Consider the following 21,751-nt stretch of genomic DNA (forward strand, 5'->3'; position numbering starts at 1 on the left):
GTTGGTTCCACCGAGCACGTCGGTCGGCGTTCCGGTGAGCGCTTCGGGCCCTATTGTGGAGACATGAGGATCCACATTGCCGCCCTGGGCGGAACCATTGCGTCTGTTCCCGATTCATCCGGAGGGGTTGCTCCCAGCGTCTCCGGTGAAGACATCGCCCGCGCCGCCAACCTCAACACGATTGACCTAAGCGCGGTGCTTGGACACGCGAACCCACCAGCAGGGCAGGCGGGCGAAGAAGGAACAGCAGGTGCAGGCAGCCGGTCATCCAGTCTGCAGCTGACATACGAGCAGGTGGCGCAGGTCGGCTCGGGGTCCATCACCGTCGAACACCTGCTGGGTGTGGTGGAATCAGCCCGCACCGCAGCACGCGAAGGCGCCGTCGGCGTTGTGCTGACACAGGGAACTGACACGCTGGAAGAGACCGCGTTTGTCCTGTCCCGGATCAACGATTCGGGCATTCCGATCGTCGTCACCGGGGCTATGCGCAACCCGTCCCTGCCCGGCGCCGACGGCCCGGCCAATGTGCGCGCCGCCGTCATCACTGCACTGTCCCCGCAGGTGCGCGGCCTGCCGAGCGTGCTGGTGATGGCCGATGAAATTCACGACCCCGTATTTGTGCGCAAAAACCACACGAGCTTCACACACGCCTTTTCCTCCGGCCCCACAGCCGGGCCGCTGGGCTGGGTGAGCGAAGATTGCGTCGTTCTGCCCCATGTTCCTGCCGGGCTGACGGGAGCCCGTCCGGCTGGTGCTGTGGGTGCGGCCGGTGAGTCGAGTTCAGCCGAAGAGGCAGGGGTTTCCGGGGCGGCACCTCGTCCCCAGTATCCCGGGCTGACCAGCGCGCACACTGTCCCCCAGGTGGCGGTCATTGCCGTGGGGCTGGGCGATTCGCTCAGCATTCTCGACGCTGTTGCCGATGCCGGTTATGCCGGCTGTGTTCTTGCCGGTGTGGGCGGCGGGCACGTGCCGCAGTCAGCGCTGCCTGCGATTGAGCGGCTGGCTCAGCGGATGCCGGTTGTGTATGCATCCCGGACCGGATCGGGCTCTGCACTAGAAAGCACCTACGGCTACCCCGGTGGCGAAATCGGCCTGCAGAAGATGGGGCTCGTGCCCGCCGGTGTGCTCGATCCCTATAAGGCGCGACTCCAGCTGCGGCTTGCGCTTGCCGCTATTGGTGAGGCGAGCGCGGATGTTCGGGCTGGTGTGGAGGTAGCTTTCGCCCCCTTCCGGGCCGGATTCACGCGCTAATGCAGCGCACCAACAACGCCAGACTCCACCCAACCCGCACCAGACTCACGCGGTAATGCAGACTTGCGCGCAAATGCGGGCCTGGCCTGCGCCCACTCGCGGATCCGCTTCGTCTCGTCGCTGCGCCCGCGGGAGGCGCCTCGTCGGGCGCGGCCCTCGACGCGCCGTACATGCTCCGCCCATGCCGCGAACTCGTCGCGGAGCTTCTGCGCGTTCTTGTCGTTGAGATCGATCTCGTAGGTGACGTCGTCGAGGGCGAACTCGACCGTCGAGGTGGCTGCGGAGCCGTCGAGGTCGTCGGTCACGAAGTCCGGGTAGGTGGTGGTCTGGTCAGCAGTGCGTGTGCCGCACCGCGGCTGCTGCCGTCGGCCACACCGCCGAGATCTCGCCACTGTGGCCGACGGCCGCACCGGCGCGGCCGTCCGCCAGCACGAGCATCGTGTGGAAGTCCTGCTGGAGCTCGGTGGGGGTGGCCCTGCTGGCCTGCTTCCCCCGCGGCGTCCTGGGTGTACCGCTCCGCGAGCCCACTGCTGTAGGACCGTGCAGATGTCGGCCCGGGGGCCGTGTGACCGCACAGCACCAACTTGTCGCGCGTGGCGGCCCGGGCTGTCACACCAGACGGATAAACGGGTGTAATAACAGTGGCATGACGGTAGCTATGCCGGGGAAATAAACGGTACGATGGGGCGACACCTTCGGAAGGGAGGCACCCATGGTTTCCACGACATCCTCCGCCACCTCGGCAGATGCTCGAGCGACCCAGAACCAGGCCTACCGACGTGCAATCGCCCTCGACGTCCGTGAGATCACCCGGCGTCTGAACGCCTCGCTCGGAGGGACCCTGGTCTCGGCTCTCGCCGGCGCCTCGGACACGAAGTCCTCGCACAAGTGGGCGAAGTCCACCGGCCCCAACCCGCGCCCGGAGACCGTCAAGCGCCTCTACTTCGCCTACGAGCAGTGGCAGAAGGTCTCCGAGGCCGAAGGTGAGCACACCGCCCGGGTGTGGTTCATCGGAGCGAACCCCTGGCTGGGGTACGACACTCCGGTGAACGCGATCCGAGAGGGACGCCTCCCGGAGGTCGCGACGGCGGCGCAGGCCCTGGTCGACGACTCGTTCAGCGGCTGACCCGCGGCGAGGGCTGGTGGAGGGTCTGTCGCTCGGCTGTGTGCGGCCGGGTCGGAGGCCGGCGCTCTGGGCCTCCGGTCGGCCAGCCGCGCGGGCGATCTCCTGCCCCATCGTCTTCGCATCCTCGCCGGTCAGCACCCTGTACAGGCCGGAGAACCCTTCGGGTGTGGCGATGGCTGTCGCCCCCCTACGCCCCGGTTTCACACGGTAATGCAGACTTGCGCGCAAATGCGGCGCAACAACGCGTGACTCTGCATTAAAGCGTGATTCTGCGGTTGCAGGCGGACAAAACCAGCCCGACGGCGTCAGCACCCAGTGCGGTTTACAGCCGCGGGGCCGGCGGCAGGGTCCACGAGGGGTCGGGGTGGAAGCGCTTCCACGCATCGTCAAAAGCCCAGTGACCGGCACGCATCTGGTCAAGGGCCAAGCGCTTCTCCGCCTCGATCGCTGCGGCAATGCCCTCATCCCACTGACCGAAGCGGACGGCAGCTTCGAGTTCGTCGCGGTCTTTTTCCTCCACGCTCCCGTCAGGTCGCACCAGAATGTCGAGCACATGGTCCGCGGTGTACAGGGAGTCACCAGCAATTGTGTGCGGGTGCTCCAAGTTGATGTACCAACAGCGGAACTGCCCCGTTTCGGCCCAGAAAAGCCACACAGAAAACGGCATGCCCGTCGGCACAATGCGCAGCACGCCCGTACCGCGCCAGTGCCGCCGATAGCTGACACGGTCAGTGGATTGGGGCGAAAAGCGTTCGGCGTAGCCCAGTTCGTGCGGATTGACGTCCTCCCGGCCCGCAAAGCGGCTGTCGACCGTGGGCGTGTCCCCGGCAAGCCACACAACCAGGCCGCGCTCATTGTGCTGGACAACGCGCGCCGGCTGGATGACCTCACTGCCGTGGGCGGCGAAATCGTGCCGACGGAATCGCCAATTCAGAAGCGAACCGTGGGCAAAGAACGGCGCGTCGCCCACTCCCCGCCCTTCCGGGTGGGGTACGTCAAAGGGCCCCTGTGGGTCGAGCGGACCGGAATGTTCGCGAGCCCGAACAGAGTTGAGAATCTCAGCCACGCAGCTGCGCCCATTCCTCGACCACCCACGGGCTGAAGGCAAACGGCGCTTGGCGCAGCACGTCTGTCAGCGCATCGGGCTCAATCCATGCGAAGTCCATGACTTCGTCGGTCACCGGCAGGAGCTCACCGTCGATCTTGGCGGAGAACACGGGACAGATTTCGTTTTCGACAACTCCCGATGCGTCAATTGCCCGGTAGCGGAAGTCCGGCAGGATCTCGGTGATGTCAACAACCTTGGTGCCCAGTTCCTGTGCGGCGCGCCTTTCGATCGCGGCGGTGAATGACTCCCCCGGCGCGGGATGTCCGCAGAAGGAATTGGTCCACACGCCCGGCCACGTGGCCTTGCCCAGCGCCCGGCGGGTCATGAGCACCTGGCCCGCATCGTTGTGGAGAAAACAGGAAAAAGCCAGGTGAAGCGGGGTATCGGCCGTATGCACTGCCGCCTTGTCAGCCTCGCCGATGGGCTTGCCCGCCTCATCGAGAAGAACAACGTACTCCGTCATGGGGACCCTCCTTGCGGCTGGCTGACACTGTGACTGGCGGGGTGTTCTCACCCTAGCCGCTGCCGCCGAAACAAACTCCCAGCCAACCGTGCAGCACAGCTGCTGTGCCGAACTGATCCGGGCAGGTACCTCGGGATCTTCCGGCGCGACACGGCCTCAGCCTTGCATTGCCGGCAGCCGCACTTCCATTTCAGCCGACGCGACATCTTTCTCCCGCGGTCGGATGAACAGCCAATGCACGCCGTAGCAGACAGGAACCACGCCCAGGCCGATCACCAGTGACAGCCTCTGAGTGGGGTCTAGAGCCATACCAACGAACACTGCCAGATTCAGCAGCACCACGAGGATCGGCACAGCCGGGAATAGGGGCACCCTGTAGGGAAGCTGCTTGACGTCCCCACCGGACTTCACGAACTTGGTGCGGAAAGCGTATTGGGTCAGTGCGATCGTGATCCACGACAGCGCACCGCCTATGCCGGAGACCGACATGAGGAAGACAAAAAGCGTGTCTTCTGCAACGAAGCTCGACAGAAGCGACAGCAGGCCGAAGGCCATCGTGAAGATCAGACCGCCGTAGGGCGAACCGTTCTTGAGTGTGCGGGTGAAGAACTTCGGCGCATGTCCATCGTGGCCGAGCGACCACATGATGCGCGAACACATGTACAGCCCCGTATTGCCCACCGACAGGATGGACACCAGCACCACGAAGTTCATAATGTCCGCAGCAAAGGGGATGCCGATGGCTTCGAACACCGTGACGAACGGGCTTTCCGACAGTCCCGCCTGGCGCCAGGGAATGAGAGCTATGAGAATGACGACAGCGCCCAGGTACAAGAACACCAGGCGGAACACGATCGTCCGCACTGCCCTGGGCACAGCCTTGGCCGGGTTTTCCGCCTCGCCTGCGGCAACTCCCATGACCTCCGAGCCCATGAACGTGTAGATCACCGTCATCATGGCGGCAAGAACCGCGCCGATCCCCGTGGGGAAGAAGCCGCCGTCAGCATAGAAGTTGTCCCAGCGCGGCTCGGTCTGGCCGTCCATGCCCACCACCCCGAAAAGCACCAGTCCGCCGACGACGATGAACGCGGCGACAGCAGCGACCTTGACGAAAGCCAAACCGGATTCGACTTCTGCAAAGCCGCGAACGCTGAACAAGTTGATGACGAACAGGACCACAATGAAGACACCGGACCACACCGCCGTGGGAACGTCAGGGAACCAGAACTTCATGACAATACCGGCGGCTAAGAACTCCAGGCCGATGAAGCTTGCCCACGACAGCCAGTAGATCCAGCCGATTGTGAACCCCGTCCCGGGCCCCAGGAGCTTTGTTGCATGGGCTTGGAACGACCCGGAGGCCGGCATCACGGACGAAGTTTCGCCCAGGCACGACATGGTCAGCCACAGGAGAAAACCTCCGACGACATACGCCGCGATCGTCCCTCCGGGACCAGCCCGACTGATGACGTCGCCCGTGCCCAGGAACAGGCCCGTGCCGATGACCCCAGCAAGCGCAATCATGAACATGTGGCGACTCTTGATGCTTCTTTTGAGCGCCTGCCGCTTATGCCCGCGCGCACCCTTGGGAATCGGCTCTTCCTCACGAGCGCTGCTGAGACGGTTTTTGTCATGACGCGACATTGCTGGGGCCTCCGGTTAGTGGGCTATTAACTATTCGCCCACCAGAGGAGATAGTCAAGTGGCCACATACCAGGCTCGTCGTCTTCTAGCCCGTCTTCATAGAAGCCTTCATCAAGGGCCTCACTCTCGACATCGTCTAAGGACTCGTCTTCTTCGTCTGAGTACTCGTCCCCTTCATCGGCGTACTCGTCTTCTTCGTCTGAGGACTCGTCCTCTTCTTCGACCTCCGAATACCCGAGTTCAATATCCCCCGCACCGGCGTTGAGATTCAGCGGAATGTCCTTGCCGACTTCTTTCATGTCAGCGACTCGCCTGGCTTCGATTTCGATCTTGTCGTCTTCCAGGTTGGCCTTTCCGTCGTCGACGATGGCGTAGCCGCGTCCGTCCTTTACATTCTTCGGATCCGGCACTTCCAGGTCGGCGGATCCGGCTGCAACGCTGAGGTCGACACCGTCGGCAGGCTGGATATTCGGGTCCAGCGACAGGTCAGCTGATCCCGCGGTGACGTTGACTGACATCTTCTTGCGCACTTCGACGGGCAGCGATCTGACCTCACCACCGCGGACTTCCCAGCTGGTCTCATCGAAGGTTCCCCGGATGTCGGCTTTTCCGCCCTTGACGTCGAGTGCCAGCTTCTCGGCTTCGCCACTGACGTCCACGGCACCGCCGGTCATTGAGGCGGCGATGTCTTTGTAGTTGCCGAAAACCTGAAGTACGCCGCCGCTGACCTTCACGTCGACGTTGAGGTTTTGTGCCACTGCTTCCGGCAGACCGATGGTCACGTCAACACCCTGGCTGTCCTGAGATTTGACGTCCAGAACCGCTGTCGAACCGTTCGTCTGCACCATGACGGGCGCTTTGCCTTCACCGTCGCCCTTGTGCTGGCGATAGCTCGCGTCAAACCATCCGGTGGCCTGTGCATCCGGTGGCACGTCACGGTCGCCGAACTGCGCCGAATCCACGAGCGTCACAGTTGCGCGGCCCGTTCTGACTTCGAGCTTGTCGATGCCTTCGGGAATCGCACCGTTCTGGGTTTCGACCGCGTATTTGGCTGAAACCACCATCGCCGCTGCGACTGCGCCGAGCGGCACGACCAGGGAAAGAACCGCCGCTATGACGACCCCGGTCTTCCACACGGTGCCCGATGCGGACCGCGGGGGCTTGTTCTCCTCCGGCTGCTGCCCCGGTTGCGGGGTGGACTGCTGCCCCGACTCCGGATTGGGCTCCGGCGTGGGCTGATTGTTGTCACGAGGTGTGGGCATGATCTGGGTATTCATGTCAGGCTCCCAAAAACTTCAGAACCGCAAGAATGCGGCGGTTGTCGTCGGCGTCGGCGGACAGGCCGAGTTTGGTGAACACCGACGAAATGTGCTTTTCAACTGCACCGGCGCTCAAGAACAGCGCGGATGCGATGGCAGAGTTCGATTTGCCTTCGGCCATGAGTGCCAGCACTTCGCGTTCACGGGCGGAGAGCTGCTCAATTCCGGTGTCCCGGCGGGAGCGCACCATAATCTGGCTGACGACTTCCGGGTCGAGGACAGTGCCTCCGGAGGCGACCTTGTCGACCGCTTCGAGGAAATCGCTGACATCTGCCACACGGTCTTTCAGCAGGTAGCCGAAACCTCCGCTGTTATTTGCAATGAGGTCAGATGCGTAGCGCTCTTCGACGTACTGGGACAGGACAAGGACTCCAACGTCAGGGTTCTGCGCGCGGATGAGCACAGCCGCCCGGATGCCCTCGTCCGTGAACGTCGGCGGCATTCGCACGTCGATGACGGCCAAGTCTGGTTTGTGGGCGCTGATTGCTCCCAGCAGATTTGCGGCATCACCCGTTGTGTGGACGATGGTGTGGCCCGCATCTGAGAGCAGACGAACCAGTCCTTCCCGCAGGAGAACGGAGTCTTCGGCGATCACAATGCGCATGGCACCTCCACTTTCAGTTCGGTTGGTCCGCCATTGGGCGATGAGAATTCCCAGGTGCCCCGCACGGCCCGCACCCGGTCCTGCAGTCCCGCAAGACCGGAGTTTCCGTGGATCGGGAGGTGGGCTCCGCCTCGTCCGTTGTCAGAAACCTCGATCTGCAGTCGGGAAGCGTCGGCACTCATGCCGACCTTCACCTGTGCGCGGCTGGCCTGAGCGTGCTTGTTGATGTTGGTGAGGGCTTCGGCCACAACGAAGTAGGCAACGGATTCGATATCGCGGTCGATGCGCCCGGAAAGATTCACGGTGAGGTCAACCGGGACGACCGACTGGGCGGCAAGACCGGACAGGGCAGCGTCGAGGCCGCGGTCGCCCAGCACTGCAGGCTGCAGTCCGCGCACCAGGCGACGCAGTTCGGCAACCGCCTGCTTGGAGTCTTCGTGCGCTTCGGTGATGAGGGCGCGGGCACCCTCGGGGTCGGTCTCGAGTTTCGTCTTCGCCATGCCGATCTTCATCGACTGGGCAACCAGCATGGGCTGCACGCCGTCGTGGAGATCACGCTCCAGGCGGGCGCGTTCGGTTTCCGCAGCGCCGACCGCTCCCTGGCGAGCGTCGTCGAGGGCCGTCACTTCTTTTGTCAGGGCATCAGCTTTCGGCGGCGCCAACAGCAGTTTGTCGATTGCGCGGTCCAGAATCGCCGAGTACCACAGGATCGCCACGGTGAAGACCACCAGAACTACCGCGAGGACAAACCGCATCGGTGCGCTTCCAAGACCCACTTCGAAGCGCTCGCCGATTGCCTCTGACACAGTGTTGTTGACGAACACCATGGAAACCGCAAGCGCGAGGAAAGTCAGTGCTCCCAGAAGCGCACCCGCGAAGGACTTGAGGAAATGGTGGCCTGTTCCACGCCAGAATACGGGCGATATCAGGCACCGGCCCAACCATTTGAGCCACTCGGTGAATCCGGGCTGACGCCGCGGCATCTGCGGTTTCGGATAGCCCAGGCGGTAGATCGATTCAGCACGGTGACGATCAGCAATGTTGACGCCCCACTGAAAGAAGAACCACGCCAGCAGTATGACCAGGCCGGAACCGGCAGCCGGCAGTGCCGAAATGCCGCTGAAGAACAAGAAGATTGACAGGCAGGAGATCGTCCACCAGACAAAACCGGAGGCCAGCAGGTTTGCTGTGCCTATGATCCCCGGATGTCCGGCTGGTTTGATCCAGCTGCCGTTCTGTGTTTGTGATTTCATGCTTCAATCCTCGCGGGCGGCCAACCCGATTCCCATGATGGAAGCCAGAGGAACACTGAGGGTTTTCCCTACTTGTCGCTTTACAGTAAACCGCATGAATCAGCAATCCCCGGTGCGCTCAAAGGCCCGCACGCAGATTCTCTTCTTCCTGGCGGCCAGCGCCGGCGTCACGATGTTCGCTCTCTACCACGTGTTCGAAGCACTGGGTTTCATAGCTCCACCGCCTCCGTTCGGTGACTCGATCGGCACAGTGGCATTCGGTGTTGACATCGCCCTGGGCGTTCTCGCGCTGGCGCTCCTGCCGTCAGCTATCCGCCACGACCCCATGGAAGTCGAATACGGCTACGTAGGCCCACCGTCAGCGCTGGTGGCCTCCCTGGTCATCCTGTCGGTCTGGATGGTGTCGCTGTTGGCCGCACCTGCCGGGGCCATTGTGCTCATCTCACTGTCAGCACGACTGTCGCTGAACTGGACAGCGCCGGCTGTGTGCGCCTCGCTCATGTCAGCCCTCGTCTACCAGCTGACCCACAGCCCCGCTCAGCCGGATATCTCCTGGACGACCGTCCTCGGGTCCTTTGTTCTCACTCTCATGCTCATCGCCATGGGCTCCGTACGCGGGCTCATTCTGCGCAGGCAGGCCCAGCGGGCAAAGCAGATGCGCCAGTCGCAGTCGGACCAGCCGACCCAACAGACCCAGCCCGGGTGAGCTCCAAGACCAGCCGGGGGCTTCTAGCCTGGTCACGTGGACAGCCTACGCCGCCGATAAGGGCGCAGTCTGCAAGGTAACGTAGCCCCCATGACTCACGCCACGTCCGAGTTCCCGACTCCGCACGCTGCGGCGGGTGCGGATCACGGTCCAATGATCCAGGTGCGTGATGCACACCTTCACAACCTGAAACACATCGACGTCGACCTGCCCCGGGATACCCTCGTGGCGGTCACCGGGGTGTCGGGTTCGGGCAAGTCCAGCCTGGCCTTCGGCACCATTCATGGGGAGGCGCAGCGTCGCTACTTGGAGTCTGTCTCCCCCTTCGCGCGACGTCTCATCGGCGGCGCGGTCAACCCGCGCGTCGGATCGGTCACAGGACTGCCGCCGACGGTGGCTCTGCAGCAGTCCACCACCCTGGGTGGGGCACGCTCCTCCGTGGGCACGATCTCGAATATCTCGAACAGTATTCGGCTGCTCTTTTCCCGCTCCGGCAGCTACCCGGCCGGCATGCGCGAGCGGCTGGAATACGGCAGGCTCGACTCCGACGCCTTCTCCCCCAACACCACCGCGGGGATGTGCCCCGAGTGCCAGGGAACCCGCACCGTGCACCGGCCGACGGAAGAGTCGATGGTGCCGGACCCCAGTCTGTCCATCTGGGACGGCGCGATCGCCGCGTGGCCGGGAGCGTGGCTGGGTAAGAACTTCCGGGACATTCTGGGCACCCTCGGCTACCCGCTCGGCGTCCCGTGGCGGGATATTCCGCAAGAGGACCGCAACTGGATCCTGTTCACGGACGAGCAGCCGGTGGTCACCGTCCACCCAGTGCGCGACGAAAACGCCATGCAAGGGTCGTATAAAGGCAAATGGCGCTCGGTTGCCGCCTACCTCACCGACTCCCTGGCGGAAACAGAGTCGGATAAGACCCGCCGCCGGGTGCTCTCCTTCATGCATTCATCGACATGCCCAACCTGCCAGGGCCGCGGGTTCCAACCGGATACCCTGCAGGTCACCTACGCCGGTTACCCCATCGACGAATTCAACGATTTGGCGTTGAAGGACGTGCTGGCTGTGCTGGAGGACCGCCTCCAGCACTTGGCAGGGATCGCGAAGCAGCAGTGGAACGAGCACGACGAGGCCGAAGAGCTGCTGTTGGATCAGGTGCTGCCCACGGTGCGCGCGGCGATCGAGCTGGGGTTGGGGCACCTGAGCCTCTCCCGCCCGGCACGGAGCTTGTCTGCGGGCGAGAACCAGCGTTTGCGGCTGGCTTCCCAGCTGAACTCGAACCTGTTCGGCACAGTCTATGTGCTGGATGAGCCTTCGGCCGGCCTGCACGTCGTGGAGCGGAAGGCAGTCTCCGAGCTGCTGCAGCGCTTCATCGCTTCCGGCAATTCGGTGCTTCTGGTGGAGCACGATATGTCCCTGGTGGCGGGATGCGATTGGATCGTGGATATCGGCCCTCGCGCCGGTGAGCGCGGCGGGGAGCTGGTGTTCTCCGGCCCTACCGAGCAGTTCCGCGCCAAAGCTGAGCAGCTGGGCTCGCCCACTGCTGCCGCTCTGAACGAGGACTTTCCCGAACTGACGGACACCCCGGCAGGCACCGGCGAATCCATCAGCCTGACCGGCGTGTACGCGCGCGCCTTCGACGGGGCCGACGTGGACTTCCCGCTGGGGACGCTCACCGCAGTCACGGGAGTATCCGGTTCCGGCAAATCCACCCTGGTCATCGGGGTGCTGGCCGATGTGGCGTCCCGCTCGGCCAGGCAGGTGATCGGCGCCGAAGAGACTTCGGACGAGGACCCGGATGCTGATTCCACGGCAGGTTCCGACGACTCCCGAGATTTCCGGGTGGACAGCCTGGCGGGGGTCGATAAGATCCGCCGGTTGGTTCACATCACTCAGAAGCCGATTGGGCGAACGGTGCGTTCGACCGTCGCGACCTACACGGGCCTGTTCGATCATGTCCGCAGGCTGTTTGCCAACACCCCGGAGGCCAAGCGGCGGGGCATGTCGGTGTCGGACTTTTCCTACAACACGAAAAAGGGCCGCTGCCCGGAGTGCGATGGCGCTGGCAGCATCGAGGTTGAGCTGGTGTTCCTGCCCGGCACGTACACCACCTGCCCGGCCTGCCACGGCAAGCGCTATAAACAGGAGATCCTTGAAGTGCAGTGGAACGGCCGCAGCATCGCGGATATCTTGGCGCTTACTGTGGACGAGGCGCTGGGAGTCTTCGCCGATGAGCCGAGGATTCTGCGCTCTGTCGAATTCCTGCACGCACTCGGCCTGGGCTATCTGCGCCTGGGACAGGGCTCCCCGGAGCTTTCGGGAGGGGAGGCGCAGCGCATCAAGCTGGCCTCCGAAATGCAGCGCGGCTCCGGACGCAAGCACAGCCTGTACCTCCTGGACGAGCCGACGACGGGACTGCATCCGGCGGATGTGGACCTGCTGCTCACCCAGCTGCGTCGTCTGGTCGACGACGGCGCGACGGTGGTCGTCATCGAGCACGACCTTCGGGTGGTCGCGCAGGCAGACCACGTCATCGACGTCGGTCCGGGAGCCGGAGACGAGGGCGGCCAGATCCTGGCCACCGGGACGCCTGCGGCGGTCGCTCAGCAGGGCACGCATCCGGATTCGCGCTCGGTGACGGCCCAGGTGTTAGCCGAACGAGCCGGCTTGATCTGAGCCGCACAATCCGGCTGGCGGGAGCGGATGTGCCCACGTGAAGGCGCGCCCACCAAAACAGACGAGGTGCCGCCCCCTTTCGCGCGGGGACGGCACCTCGACCGGTCGCAGCTGGGTTGGTCACACCAACCGCCTCAGCGCGCACCGATCATTTCGGCTGCATGCGGATGGCGCCGTCCAGGCGGATGGTGTCGCCGTTGAGCATGGGGTTGCGCACGATCGATTCGACCAGCTGCGCATATTCGGCGGGCTTGCCCAGGCGTGCCGGGTGCGGAACCATCTTGCCCAGTGAGTCCTGTGCTTCCTGCGGAAGGCCTGCCATCATCGGGGTTTCGAAGATGCCCGGTGCGATGGTGACCACGCGGATGAGCGATTCGGCGAGTTCGCGGGCCATCGGCAGGGTGACAGCAGCCACACCGCCCTTGGATGCCGAGTACGCAATCTGGCCGATCTGACCGTCAAAGGCCGCAACCGAAGCGGTGTTGATGATGACGCCGCGCTCTTCGCCGTCGGCTTCGCCCTTCTGCATTGCCGCAGCTGCCAGGCGTGCCACGTTGACGGTGCCGACCAGGTTGATGCCGACGACCTTCTTGAAGGCGTCAAGTTCCAGCGGCCCACGGCGTGACACGAGCTTGCCGGGTGTTCCCACACCGGCGCAGTTGACGACGATCCGCAGGGGACCGAGTTCAACTGCCTTGTCGACAGCGGCCTGGACCTGCTCTTCGTTCTGCACGTCGGCCTTGACGAAGTGCGCGCGTTCGCCGAGTTCTTCTGCGGCCTTCGCACCGGCTTCTTCGTTGAGGTCGATCATGACGACATTGGCACCGGCCGCGAGCAGACGCTCGGTTGTCGCACGGCCAAGACCGGACACGCCGCCGGTGACGAGGGCGGATACTCCCTGAATTTCCATAGCAATCTCCTCACTGTGGTGTTGCACAGCTCACTTTAACCCGAAGCCGTGCCCCTTACGATCGCGGAGTCGGGCGGAAGCGCTCCAGCGGATCGGTGACCACTTCGATGACGGTCGGCGCGGTGACTTCGCCGAGTTCTTCCAGCACCCCGTTGAGCTCTTCCAGGGAGCTCACAGTGTGTCCGACCGCGCCCATTCCGCGGGCCATGGCGGCAAAGGACGGCCATTCGACGAACGAGGTTTCGCCCTTGGCACCGAAGTTCTCCAGCTTGTAGAACTCCGCGCCATAGCAGGAGTCATTGAGCACGACCACCACCAGCGGAAGACGATCGCGCACGGCCGTGGAGACCTCCATGAGCGAATGCATTGCCGCCCCGTCGCCCACCCACACGACCGTCGGGCATGAAGAGTCCGCGTAGGCCGCACCGAGTCCCAGCGGGATGGCCAGGCCGATCGCCCCGAAGTAGCCGCCGAAGTCCCACTTGCCTGGGTCGACCACGAAGTGCCGGACGATCGACGGGAAGTACATGCCGATGTCGGACACCTGGTTGACCTGCTTCTTGCCGTCATTGCTGACGGCGGTGCTGATCAGCCGGGCCGCATCACGCACATCAATGTGGTCTTCGCGCGAGGTGGAGCGGTAGTCATCGAGGGCCTCCCGCTGGGGGCGGTCCTCTAGTGCCGCAACGTACTTGGGTGCGGGCCGACCGTCGGCGTCCGGGTCGGCTTCCAGCAGGGTTGCGGCGAGCGCGTCAACAGCTGCCGCAGCATCGGCCTGGATGACAACGTCGGCTGGCCCGTATTTGCCGAGCGCCTCAGCGCAGATGTCTACCTGGATGACTTTTTTGCCTTCGAGCAGGTGGTAGTGGTCGGTCTGCCAGTTGTTCAGCGAGGCTCCGAAGGAGATGACGACATCGGCCTCCCCCATGTATTCGACGCCCACTTCGTTGGACAGTGTGCCGTGGATGCCGAGGTTCTCCGGTTCACCGCGGAAGAGGTCCTTGGCAATCAGCGAGGTCATGACGGGCGCACCGATCATGCGGGCAAAGCGCAGCACGCCATCCCGCGCACCCGCGGCAATGGCACCTCGACCTGCCAGGACCAGCGGGCGGCGGGCCGACATGAGGTAGCCCAGTGCCTCCTCGATCCGTTCGGGGTCCGGGCCGAGCACGGATAGGGGCTTACTCAGATCGGGCAGATCAGGCAGGTCAACCTCGTCGTTCATCTGCGCGTACGGGATGTTGACGATGACCGGCTGCTGACGAGCGCGGGCGCGCGCGACCGCCTTGTGGATTGTCTTCACAGCGTCCGCGCCGGTGTGGGAGCGCTCATAGGCAGCACCCGCGACTGCCGCAACGGCGGCGATGTCGATGCGCTGATAGTGCTCGTTGACATCCGGGGTGTCGCCGGTGAGCAGCACGAGCGGCGTGCGGGCGCGCACAGCTTCCGTCAACGCGGTCAAAGCGTTGGTGATCGCGGGGCCGAAGGTGACGGTTGCCATCCCGACTTCGCCGGAGAAGCGCGCATAGCCGTCAGCCGCGAGGACGACGGCATCTTCAATCGACATGCCGACGTAGCGGCCGTCGGTCTGTTCGATGAAATGACCCAGATACGCGAGGTTGGCGTCGCCCATAAGGCCGAACAGCGGTTTGCCAGAACGTTCGTGGGCAAGGAAGCGGCTGATCGCTTCGTAGTTCTTCACTGCGGACTCCTTTGTAACAGCGGCTGCGCATGGTGCACGGCTGCACTGTACCCCGGCAGCGCGCTTCTTGTATGCAGAACGATCGTTTGAACCTGCGATAGCCTGACTTTTATGGAACGTTCAGGGAAGCAGCTCAAGGGCCGCGACGCCATTCTGCGCGCCGCGCGAGAAACATTCGCGGCAAAGGGATTCGACGGTGCGTCCATCCGCGACATCGCGAACACGGCGGGGCTGAACCTCTCTGCGCTCTACTACTACTTCGATTCCAAACAGGCAGCTCTTTTCGAACTCATCCGCACCAGCTACCAAGAGTTCAACAGCGCTATCGACGAAGCCCTCAAGGCCGCCGAACCGGACCCCGTCTGCCGTGTTGCGGTGTTTGTGCGCGTTCTTGTGCGCTACCGAGCTGCAAACCTCGCAAGCTCCAGGCTTCTGCTTCTGGAAACAGAGCGCCTGTCAGAGAAATACCGCCCCGAAATAGACGAGCTGCGCGTGTTCACCCGCGGTCAGCTGTACGAACAGGTTCGCCTTGGCAAAGAGCAGGGCGTTTTCGACATCGACAACCCCGACCTCGCTGCCCGGTCCGTGCTTGCCATCAGCAATGTCCTCCCCCAGTGGTGGCGCCCGGACGGCCCGCTGAAGGTCGAAGACCTCGAACGCGAATACCTTGAGCAGAGCCTGCGGATTCTCGGCTGCAGCGAGCGGGGCCCTCGCCTGACCGCCACCGTTCTGCCGCCGATTCCCTCCGACGCCTAAGAGCCGACCGTGGAGTTCCTCGGATGGCTGGGTTTCAACCCGGCAGAGCTGACGGGCATGTGGACACTCGACGTGTCCGTTCTAGGCAAGGCGCTGCGCACAGTCGCGGTCTACCTGTTCATCGCCGTGCTCATCCGCTTAGCCGGCGCCCGCTTTCTCGCGCAGATGAACTCACTGGACCTGGTGGTCGTCCTGTTGCTGTCAAACGTCGTGCAGAACGCCATCATCGGACCGGACTTTTCGCTCATCGGCGGTCTGCTCGGCGCTGCAATCCTCGTGGCCGCCAACGCTGGCTTGGAACGGCTGACCCTGCACTGGCCGTGGCTCAGCCGCGGCCTGCGCGGACGCTCGCGCAGACTCATCGACGACGGGCACATCCGCTGGCCGGAAATGCACAGGGCCGGCATCACCCGCGCCGAACTCGAATCTGCCGTGCGCCACCAGGGCGGCATGGGCTTAGACGCTGTCGACACCGTCGACCTCGAACCCGGAGGTTCCCTCGTCGTGGACCTCAAAGACGGGCGCGAGCCGATCACGCGGGCTGAGTTCTACGCGGCACTGGAGGACCTACACAAGGCGATTAAAGCAGGAAAGACGACCGGCACCTCGGAAGATGAAGACGAAGCTGCACCGGACGGCACGGAGGGTGCCGACCCGGCGAAATGAGCCGTTTCGCAATTTGGAACAATGTGGCCATGGCTCGCATTGTGAATACAGTCCTCGCCGACAAGGTGATGTCTGCTGAGGACGCTGCTCGTTTCATCAACCCCGGCGACAACGTCGGAATGTCCGGCTTCACCGGAAGCGGTTACCCCAAGGCCGTCCCCACGGCACTCGCTCACCGGATAGAAGCAGCACACGATGCGGGCGAAGACTTTTCGATCGGCCTGTTCACCGGAGCATCAACCTCGGACGAACTCGACGGCGCACTCGCAAACGCGAAAGGCGTGCGCTTTCGCACCCCGTTCAACACCGACCCGGACATGCGTGCGGCCATCAACAAGGGCGAAGTCGACTACCTTGACGCCCACCTGAGCCACCTGGCACAGCAGGTGTGGTTCGGCTTCTACGGCAAGCTCAACGTCGCCGTGATCGAAGTCGCTGCAGTCCTGCCCAATGGCCTGCTGGTTCCCGGCGCTTCGGTCGGCAACAACAAAACCTGGCTCGACCTGGCCGACAAGGTCATCCTGGAGGTCAACGAATGGCTGCCGAACGAAATCGAAGGCTTCCACGACATCTACTACGGCACGCACATTCCGCCGCACCGCAACCCAATCCAGATTCTGGACCCGGCCCAGCGAATCGGCGATCCCTACCTGCGGGTTGACGAATCGAAAGTCGTCGCGGTCGTCAAAACCAACTCCCCGGACCGCGACAACAAGTTCAACCCGGTTGACGAAAAATCCGAGGCGATGGCGAACTACCTCATCGACTTCCTCCGCTCGGAAGTCAAGAACGACCGCCTGCCGAAGAACCTTCTGCCGCTGCAGTCGGGCATCGGCAACGTCGCCAACGCAGTGCTCGCCGGGCTGCAGGAATCTGAATTCCGCAACCTCACATCCTTCACCGAGGTGGTGCAGGACAACCTGCTGAGCCTGCTGGAAGAGGGCACTTTCACCTCGGTGTCTGCCACCGCCCTGTCGCTGACGCGCGAAAAGGCCCAGTACTTCAACGACAATGTCGAGAAGTTCAAGGGCCGTCTGCTTCTGCGCCCGCAGGAAATGTCGAACCACCCCGAAATCGTCCGCCGCCTGGGCGTCATCGGCATCAACGGCATGGTCGAAGCCGACATCTACGGCAACGTCAACTCGACCCACATCACCGGCACGAAGATCGTCAACGGCATCGGCGGTTCTGGTGACTTCGCGCGCAATGCGTTCCTCAACTTCTTCGTTTCGCCCTCAACGGCCAAAGACGACGCGATTTCGTCTATCGTCCCGTTTGCCAGCCACGTCGACCACACGGAACACGACACCCACGTTCTCGTCACGGAACAGGGAATCGCAGACCTGCGCGGACTGTCGCCCATCAAGCGCGCCCGCCGCATCATCGACAACTGCGCTCATCCCCAGTTCCGGGACCGGCTCACCGATTACCTCGACCGGGCCATAGCCGCCGATCCCGGCGGCCAGCACACACCGCACATTCTCGACGAAGCGCTCAGCTGGCATATCAACCTGCGCGAGCACGGAAAGATGTGATCATGTTCGAAGAACCCACCTGCTCAGTCACCGAAGTCCCCGACGACGCGATCGTCCTTGACGTCCGCGGCCGCGATGAGTTCGCCGCCGGTCACATCAAAGACGCCATCAACGTGCCCCTTGACGAACTGCAGGAACGGCAGGACGAGGTGCCGTTTGACGTTGACGTGTACGTCATCTGCCGCACCGGACGCCGTTCGGCACACGCAACACAGTTCCTCAATATGGCCGGGCACGACTGCATCATGGCTGTCGGCGGCATGGACCAGTGGCATCACGAAGCCGAACTGCCGATTGTGGCCGAAGGCGACGGACAGCCGTATGTGAAATAGGATTCGCACAAACAGCGAGCGGGCCGGAAGGAAAACCTTTCCGGCCCGCTCTTTTTGGGCAAAGCGCGCAGTCGTGGACCACCGCCTTGACCAGGGCTGTCGGCGGTGCTTCCGGCGTGCCGACAGCCGGTCCGAGAGTTTTTGGAGCTTTGCCCATAATGCACGACTCAGTCCCATTTTCGAAATTCCCCGAGCACCTCGGTGAGTCGATTCCGGGTAACCGGAATCCGCTATTCAAGATTTCACCGCCTCACGGTGGAACTGAAGCGATAACTTCGGCACACTCTGCTATATGAACGACCGTGCTGGACATCCCGCTTCCGAAAGCGACCTCACCGACATCCCGCAGCTGCTGGACGACTACCACGACATCGTCCCCAATCCAGACGACCCGGCCCAGCGGGTGTCCTTCGGCACCTCGGGCCACCGGGGCACCAGCAGCGCAGGCTCGTTCAACGAGGCCCACATCGTCGCCATCACCCAGGCGATCGTGGAGTACCGGCGAGCCCAGGGCATCACCGGTCCGGTGTTCCTCGCCCGTGACACGCACGCACTGTCCGAACCGGCTTTTCTCACGGTCAACGAAGTCCTGGCGGCATCGAATATCCCCACGTTCATCGACGACCGCGACGGATACACTCCCACCCCGGTGCTGAGCTTTGCGGTTCTGCGCCACAATCGGGACTCAGCCACCCATTTCGGCCAGGCTGACGGCATCATCTTGACTCCCAGCCACAACCCGCCGACCGACGGCGGCATCAAATACAACCCGCCCCACGGCGGGCCGGCTGGAGCGGAGGAGACCGCGTGGATTGAAGACCGGGCCAATGAGCTTCTTTCCTCCTGGCAGGACATTCCGCGCACCCAGTTCCAGCGGGCCTTCCACCTGGAGAACACGCAGAACTTCGACTTCATCGGCGCCTATGTCAGCGCACTCGGCGATGTCGTCGACCTACCGGCGCTGCAGTCGGCGGGCCTGCGGATCGGCGCCGATCCGCTCGGCGGCGCCGCGGTCGACGTGTGGGCGGCCATTGCCGACGCCTACGACCTCGACCTGACCGTCATCAATCCGACAATCGACCCCACGTGGTCGTTTATGCACTTGGACTGGGACGGCAAGATCCGCATGGACTGCTCATCCGAATACACCATGGCCGGTCTGATCAGCGCACGGTCGAACTTCGACATCGCACTCGGCAACGACCCTGACGCCGACCGCCACGGCATCGTCACCCCTGATGCCGGGCTGATGAACCCCAACCACTACTTGGCCACCGCAATTGACTACCTGCTCACCCACCGGCCCGCCTGGACTGCCGGCGGCAGCGCGCTGGGTGCGGCCGGAGTGGGCAAGACTCTCGTGAGCTCGCGGCTGATCGACTCGGTCATCACGTCTCACGGCAGGACCGTGTACGAGGTGCCTGTCGGGTTCAAGTGGTTTGTTCCGGGACTTCTGGACTCGTCTTTGCTCTTCGGCGGCGAAGAGTCCGCTGGGGCTTCGTTCCTCGACAAGCAGGGTCGCCCTTGGAGCACTGACAAGGACGGCATCATCATGAGCCTGCTGGCGGCAGAAATGCTCGCGGTCACGGGGCAGACGCCCACACAGCGCTGTGCCGAGCTGACTCAACAGCACGGCGATTTCACCTACCGCAGGGTGGAAGCGGCTGCCGACCGCAAGCAGAAGGCCAAGCTCAAGTCGATCTCGGCTGACAGCGTCACGGCCGACTCTTTGGCCGGCGAGCCGATTACGGCCGTGCGCTCACACGCACCCGGCAATGAGGCTGCGATCGGCGGGCTGAAAGTGGAAACCGAATCCGCGTGGTTTGCCGCCCGTCCTTCGGGAACAGAGGACATCTACAAGATCTACGCTGAATCGTCGCGGGGCGGGGAACACCTGCAGCGCGTCATTGACGAAGCACAGGCTCTCGTCGATTCCGTACTGGCGGACTGATGGTGATTCGGTACTGCTGACCGGAGCTGCGCTGGGCCCGGTTCGCACCGTGAGACGGAGGCCATCAGCCTACTGTTCCGCGGTCTAGGATATGACCATGTTCTCTGCCTACCGCGATATCTTCAGAATTCCCGGCACCCTGAAGTTCTCCGCGGCTGGTCTTATCGCCCGTCTGCCGATCGCCCTGCTGGGCTTGGGCCTGGTTCTCTTCATCCAGGAAGAAACGGGTTCCTACGCTCAGGCGGGAGTCGTTGCTGCCACCTTCATGACCGCTCAGGCGATTTCGAACCCTCTTCTGGGCAAGCAGATCGACCGGCACGGCCAGGCCAAGATCATGGTTCCCGCAACCATCATCCACGTCACAGCACTCACGTGCCTGCTGCTGGTGGTCTATCTGCGACTGTGGCCGGGCCTTGTGTTTGCCTCAGCCGCAATTGCAGGCGGGACGGTCGGTTCGGTGGGAGCGCTCGTGCGCGCTCGGTGGGCCGCGGTGACAAAGACCCAGAAAGAACTCGATACCGCATTCTCGTGGGAGGCGGTTGCCGATGAGCTCATGTTCGTATCCGGCCCAGCGATTGTCACCGCGCTGGCCACCGCACTGTGGGCCCCGTCCGGCATCGTCCTCTCCGTTGTCGCCGTCACGATCGGCTCGCTGCTGCTCTACCCGCAGAAGGCGACGGAGCCGCCCACCAGCAAGCGAGAACCGCGCGCTACGCGCGGCAAAGTGCTGGGGAATCCCGGAATCCTTCTTGCCGTCTTCGGGCACTTCTTCCTCGGCGTCAACTTCGGCGCAATCGATGTGTCAACAATCGCCAGCGCCGAAGAACACGGCATGAAGAGTGCTGCCGGAATCGCCCTGGCCGCCCACGCTTTCGGTTCGCTCATTGCGGGCATAGCCTACGGTGCAGTGAACTTCCGCGCACCGGTTCGTCTGCGCTACGCCGCCGCGGCGGGCGCCCTTGCACTGCTGTCGTGGCCGCTGATGTTCGCCCCGAACATTCCCGTGCTGGCAGTGTTCATGCTCCTTGTGGGCTTGACCGTTTCCCCCACGATCATCACCGGAAGCTCAGTCGTGCAGTCCCTGGCCCCACCCAAGCGGATGACAGAGGCCCTGGCATGGATTTCCACGGCCATCGGCTTCGGCATTGCGATCGGCTCTGCAGTGTCCGGGGTCTTCATCGATCGCTACGGCGCGCACGAGGGCTATCTGGTGGCCGCCGTGTCTATGACGGTCGGCGCCATCATCATCCTCGCCGCCAACAGGGCCTTCGAACCGCAGAAACAGCAGCGAGTCGTTCTCAGCTGACCAAGGCGCATTTTCACCTGCCATTCGCTTGACGGGCTCCTCCCCCGAAAATCGGGGTAGGCACCCGTCGACACGCCCATGTCGGCGCCGCGTTAGATTTATTGACGAAAATCACACAATGTGACTGTTCTTTACGCGTATTCTCAGCGTATTATTGGAATACCGCGGTGGTCCGGCTGCAAAACGTCTGGCCATCGCGGATTAATTTTGCCCACTTGCGGGCCGCCGTCCCAGACACAACTCCCGTTAGCCACGGATCCACCCGTTAGCCGCAAGCACACTCCCACTAGCCACGGATCCACGCTGTAGCTGTACTTCCCCGTGAGGTTGTGAACGCGGTCGGCTGGTGAGAGTCCCCCGATGGCGGTGTGGGCTCGGTGGTGATTGTAGTCATGTAAGAACGCTGCGTACGAATCCTCGCGAGCACTCTCACTGGC

Annotated in this window: 19 protein-coding genes and 1 pseudogene; 10 read left to right on the forward strand and 10 right to left on the reverse strand. The window is 63.4% G+C overall.

Going from position 1 to position 21,751, the window contains the following annotated elements; all coding sequences use genetic code 11:
* Positions 1–63: 63 nt before the first annotated feature.
* Positions 64–1,251, forward strand: coding sequence for an asparaginase (locus GC119_RS09265; protein WP_070776774.1), 1,188 nt, complete (start codon positions 64–66; stop codon positions 1,249–1,251).
* Here the strand turns inward: GC119_RS09265 and GC119_RS09270 are convergent.
* Positions 1,248–1,556, reverse strand: a complete 309-nt coding sequence (locus tag GC119_RS09270; protein ID WP_070776773.1) for a histone-like nucleoid-structuring protein Lsr2 — start codon at positions 1,554–1,556, stop codon at positions 1,248–1,250. The genes GC119_RS09265 and GC119_RS09270 overlap by 4 nt on opposite strands.
* A 407-nt stretch (positions 1,557–1,963) precedes the next feature.
* Here GC119_RS09270 and GC119_RS09275 point away from each other — a divergent pair, with 407 nt between their 5' ends.
* Positions 1,964–2,377: a hypothetical protein gene (locus GC119_RS09275; protein WP_226829385.1), complete on the forward strand. Its 414-nt coding sequence runs from the start codon at positions 1,964–1,966 to the stop codon at positions 2,375–2,377.
* A 322-nt stretch (positions 2,378–2,699) separates the two neighbouring features.
* On the opposite strand, the gene GC119_RS09280 is transcribed toward GC119_RS09275, so the two are convergent.
* The 6 genes from GC119_RS09280 to GC119_RS09305 form a co-directional block, all read right to left on the reverse strand.
* Complete coding sequence (locus GC119_RS09280) at positions 2,700–3,443, reverse strand: DUF402 domain-containing protein (RefSeq protein WP_226829386.1); 744 nt, start codon at positions 3,441–3,443, stop codon at positions 2,700–2,702.
* The gene (gene idi / locus GC119_RS09285) at positions 3,436–3,948 is read right to left on the reverse strand and encodes an isopentenyl-diphosphate Delta-isomerase (protein WP_070575651.1); all 513 of its coding nucleotides are present in this window, start codon (positions 3,946–3,948) and stop codon (positions 3,436–3,438) included. The genes GC119_RS09280 and idi overlap by 8 nt, the downstream gene beginning before the upstream one ends.
* 156 nt (positions 3,949–4,104) lie before the next feature.
* Positions 4,105–5,592 (reverse strand): amino acid permease, encoded by a 1,488-nt coding sequence (locus GC119_RS09290; protein ID WP_083304217.1) that lies wholly within the window; start codon positions 5,590–5,592, stop codon positions 4,105–4,107.
* 26 nt (positions 5,593–5,618) lie between these two features.
* Positions 5,619–6,869 carry a hypothetical protein gene (locus tag GC119_RS10965; protein WP_193215647.1) on the reverse strand — a complete coding sequence of 417 codons (1,251 nt, stop codon included), beginning with the start codon at positions 6,867–6,869 and terminating at the stop codon, positions 5,619–5,621.
* Position 6,870: 1 nt separating this feature from the next.
* Positions 6,871–7,515, reverse strand: a complete 645-nt coding sequence (locus tag GC119_RS09300) for a response regulator transcription factor (RefSeq protein WP_070575658.1) — start codon at positions 7,513–7,515, stop codon at positions 6,871–6,873.
* On the reverse strand, positions 7,503–8,768 hold the full coding sequence (locus GC119_RS09305; protein WP_151952981.1) for a sensor histidine kinase: 1,266 nt from the start codon (positions 8,766–8,768) through the stop codon (positions 7,503–7,505). The genes GC119_RS09300 and GC119_RS09305 overlap by 13 nt, the downstream gene beginning before the upstream one ends.
* A gap of 94 nt (positions 8,769–8,862) precedes the next feature.
* Here GC119_RS09305 and GC119_RS09310 point away from each other — a divergent pair, with 94 nt between their 5' ends.
* Entirely contained in the window at positions 8,863–9,474 is a 612-nt protein-coding gene (locus GC119_RS09310; RefSeq protein ID WP_226829387.1) for a hypothetical protein, read from the forward strand.
* A gap of 90 nt (positions 9,475–9,564) precedes the next feature.
* Positions 9,565–12,156, forward strand: coding sequence for an excinuclease ABC subunit UvrA (locus GC119_RS09315; protein ID WP_151952982.1), 2,592 nt, complete (start codon positions 9,565–9,567; stop codon positions 12,154–12,156).
* Between the two features lie 148 nt (positions 12,157–12,304).
* Here the strand turns inward: GC119_RS09315 and GC119_RS09320 are convergent, their stop codons facing one another.
* Both GC119_RS09320 and GC119_RS09325 read right to left on the reverse strand, forming a co-directional pair.
* A complete protein-coding gene (locus GC119_RS09320; RefSeq protein ID WP_151952983.1) occupies positions 12,305–13,066 on the reverse strand; it encodes an SDR family NAD(P)-dependent oxidoreductase in 762 nt (253 codons plus the stop codon).
* A 55-nt stretch (positions 13,067–13,121) separates the two neighbouring features.
* Positions 13,122–14,768, reverse strand: coding sequence for a thiamine pyrophosphate-binding protein (locus GC119_RS09325; protein ID WP_151952984.1), 1,647 nt, complete (start codon positions 14,766–14,768; stop codon positions 13,122–13,124).
* A gap of 111 nt (positions 14,769–14,879) precedes the next feature.
* On the opposite strand from GC119_RS09325, the gene GC119_RS09330 reads away from it, so the two are divergent.
* The 6 genes from GC119_RS09330 to GC119_RS09355 all read left to right on the forward strand — a co-directional run bounded on the left by GC119_RS09330 (position 14,880) and on the right by GC119_RS09355 (position 21,314).
* Positions 14,880–15,524, forward strand: coding sequence for a TetR/AcrR family transcriptional regulator (locus GC119_RS09330; protein ID WP_070776764.1), 645 nt, complete (start codon positions 14,880–14,882; stop codon positions 15,522–15,524).
* A 9-nt stretch (positions 15,525–15,533) separates the two neighbouring features.
* Complete coding sequence (locus GC119_RS09335; RefSeq protein WP_151952985.1) at positions 15,534–16,190, forward strand: DUF421 domain-containing protein; 657 nt, start codon at positions 15,534–15,536, stop codon at positions 16,188–16,190.
* A gap of 29 nt (positions 16,191–16,219) precedes the next feature.
* Complete coding sequence (locus tag GC119_RS09340) at positions 16,220–17,725, forward strand: acetyl-CoA hydrolase/transferase family protein (protein ID WP_218079089.1); 1,506 nt, start codon at positions 16,220–16,222, stop codon at positions 17,723–17,725.
* A gap of 2 nt (positions 17,726–17,727) precedes the next feature.
* Positions 17,728–18,057: a rhodanese-like domain-containing protein gene (locus GC119_RS09345; RefSeq protein ID WP_151952986.1), complete on the forward strand. Its 330-nt coding sequence runs from the start codon at positions 17,728–17,730 to the stop codon at positions 18,055–18,057.
* Positions 18,058–18,349: 292 nt separating this feature from the next.
* On the forward strand, positions 18,350–20,008 hold the full coding sequence (gene pgm / locus GC119_RS09350) for a phosphoglucomutase (alpha-D-glucose-1,6-bisphosphate-dependent) (RefSeq protein ID WP_151952987.1): 1,659 nt from the start codon (positions 18,350–18,352) through the stop codon (positions 20,006–20,008).
* Between the two features lie 97 nt (positions 20,009–20,105).
* Positions 20,106–21,314: an MFS transporter gene (locus GC119_RS09355; RefSeq protein ID WP_151952988.1), complete on the forward strand. Its 1,209-nt coding sequence runs from the start codon at positions 20,106–20,108 to the stop codon at positions 21,312–21,314.
* A gap of 323 nt (positions 21,315–21,637) precedes the next feature.
* On the opposite strand, the pseudogene GC119_RS11085 reads toward GC119_RS09355, so the two are convergent.
* A pseudogene (locus GC119_RS11085) lies at positions 21,638–21,751 on the reverse strand (IS481 family transposase); the annotation flags it as partial.

This window comes from Brevibacterium sp. Marseille-P9724, from assembly GCF_902500275.1.
GTDB lineage: Bacteria > Actinomycetota > Actinomycetes > Actinomycetales > Brevibacteriaceae > Brevibacterium.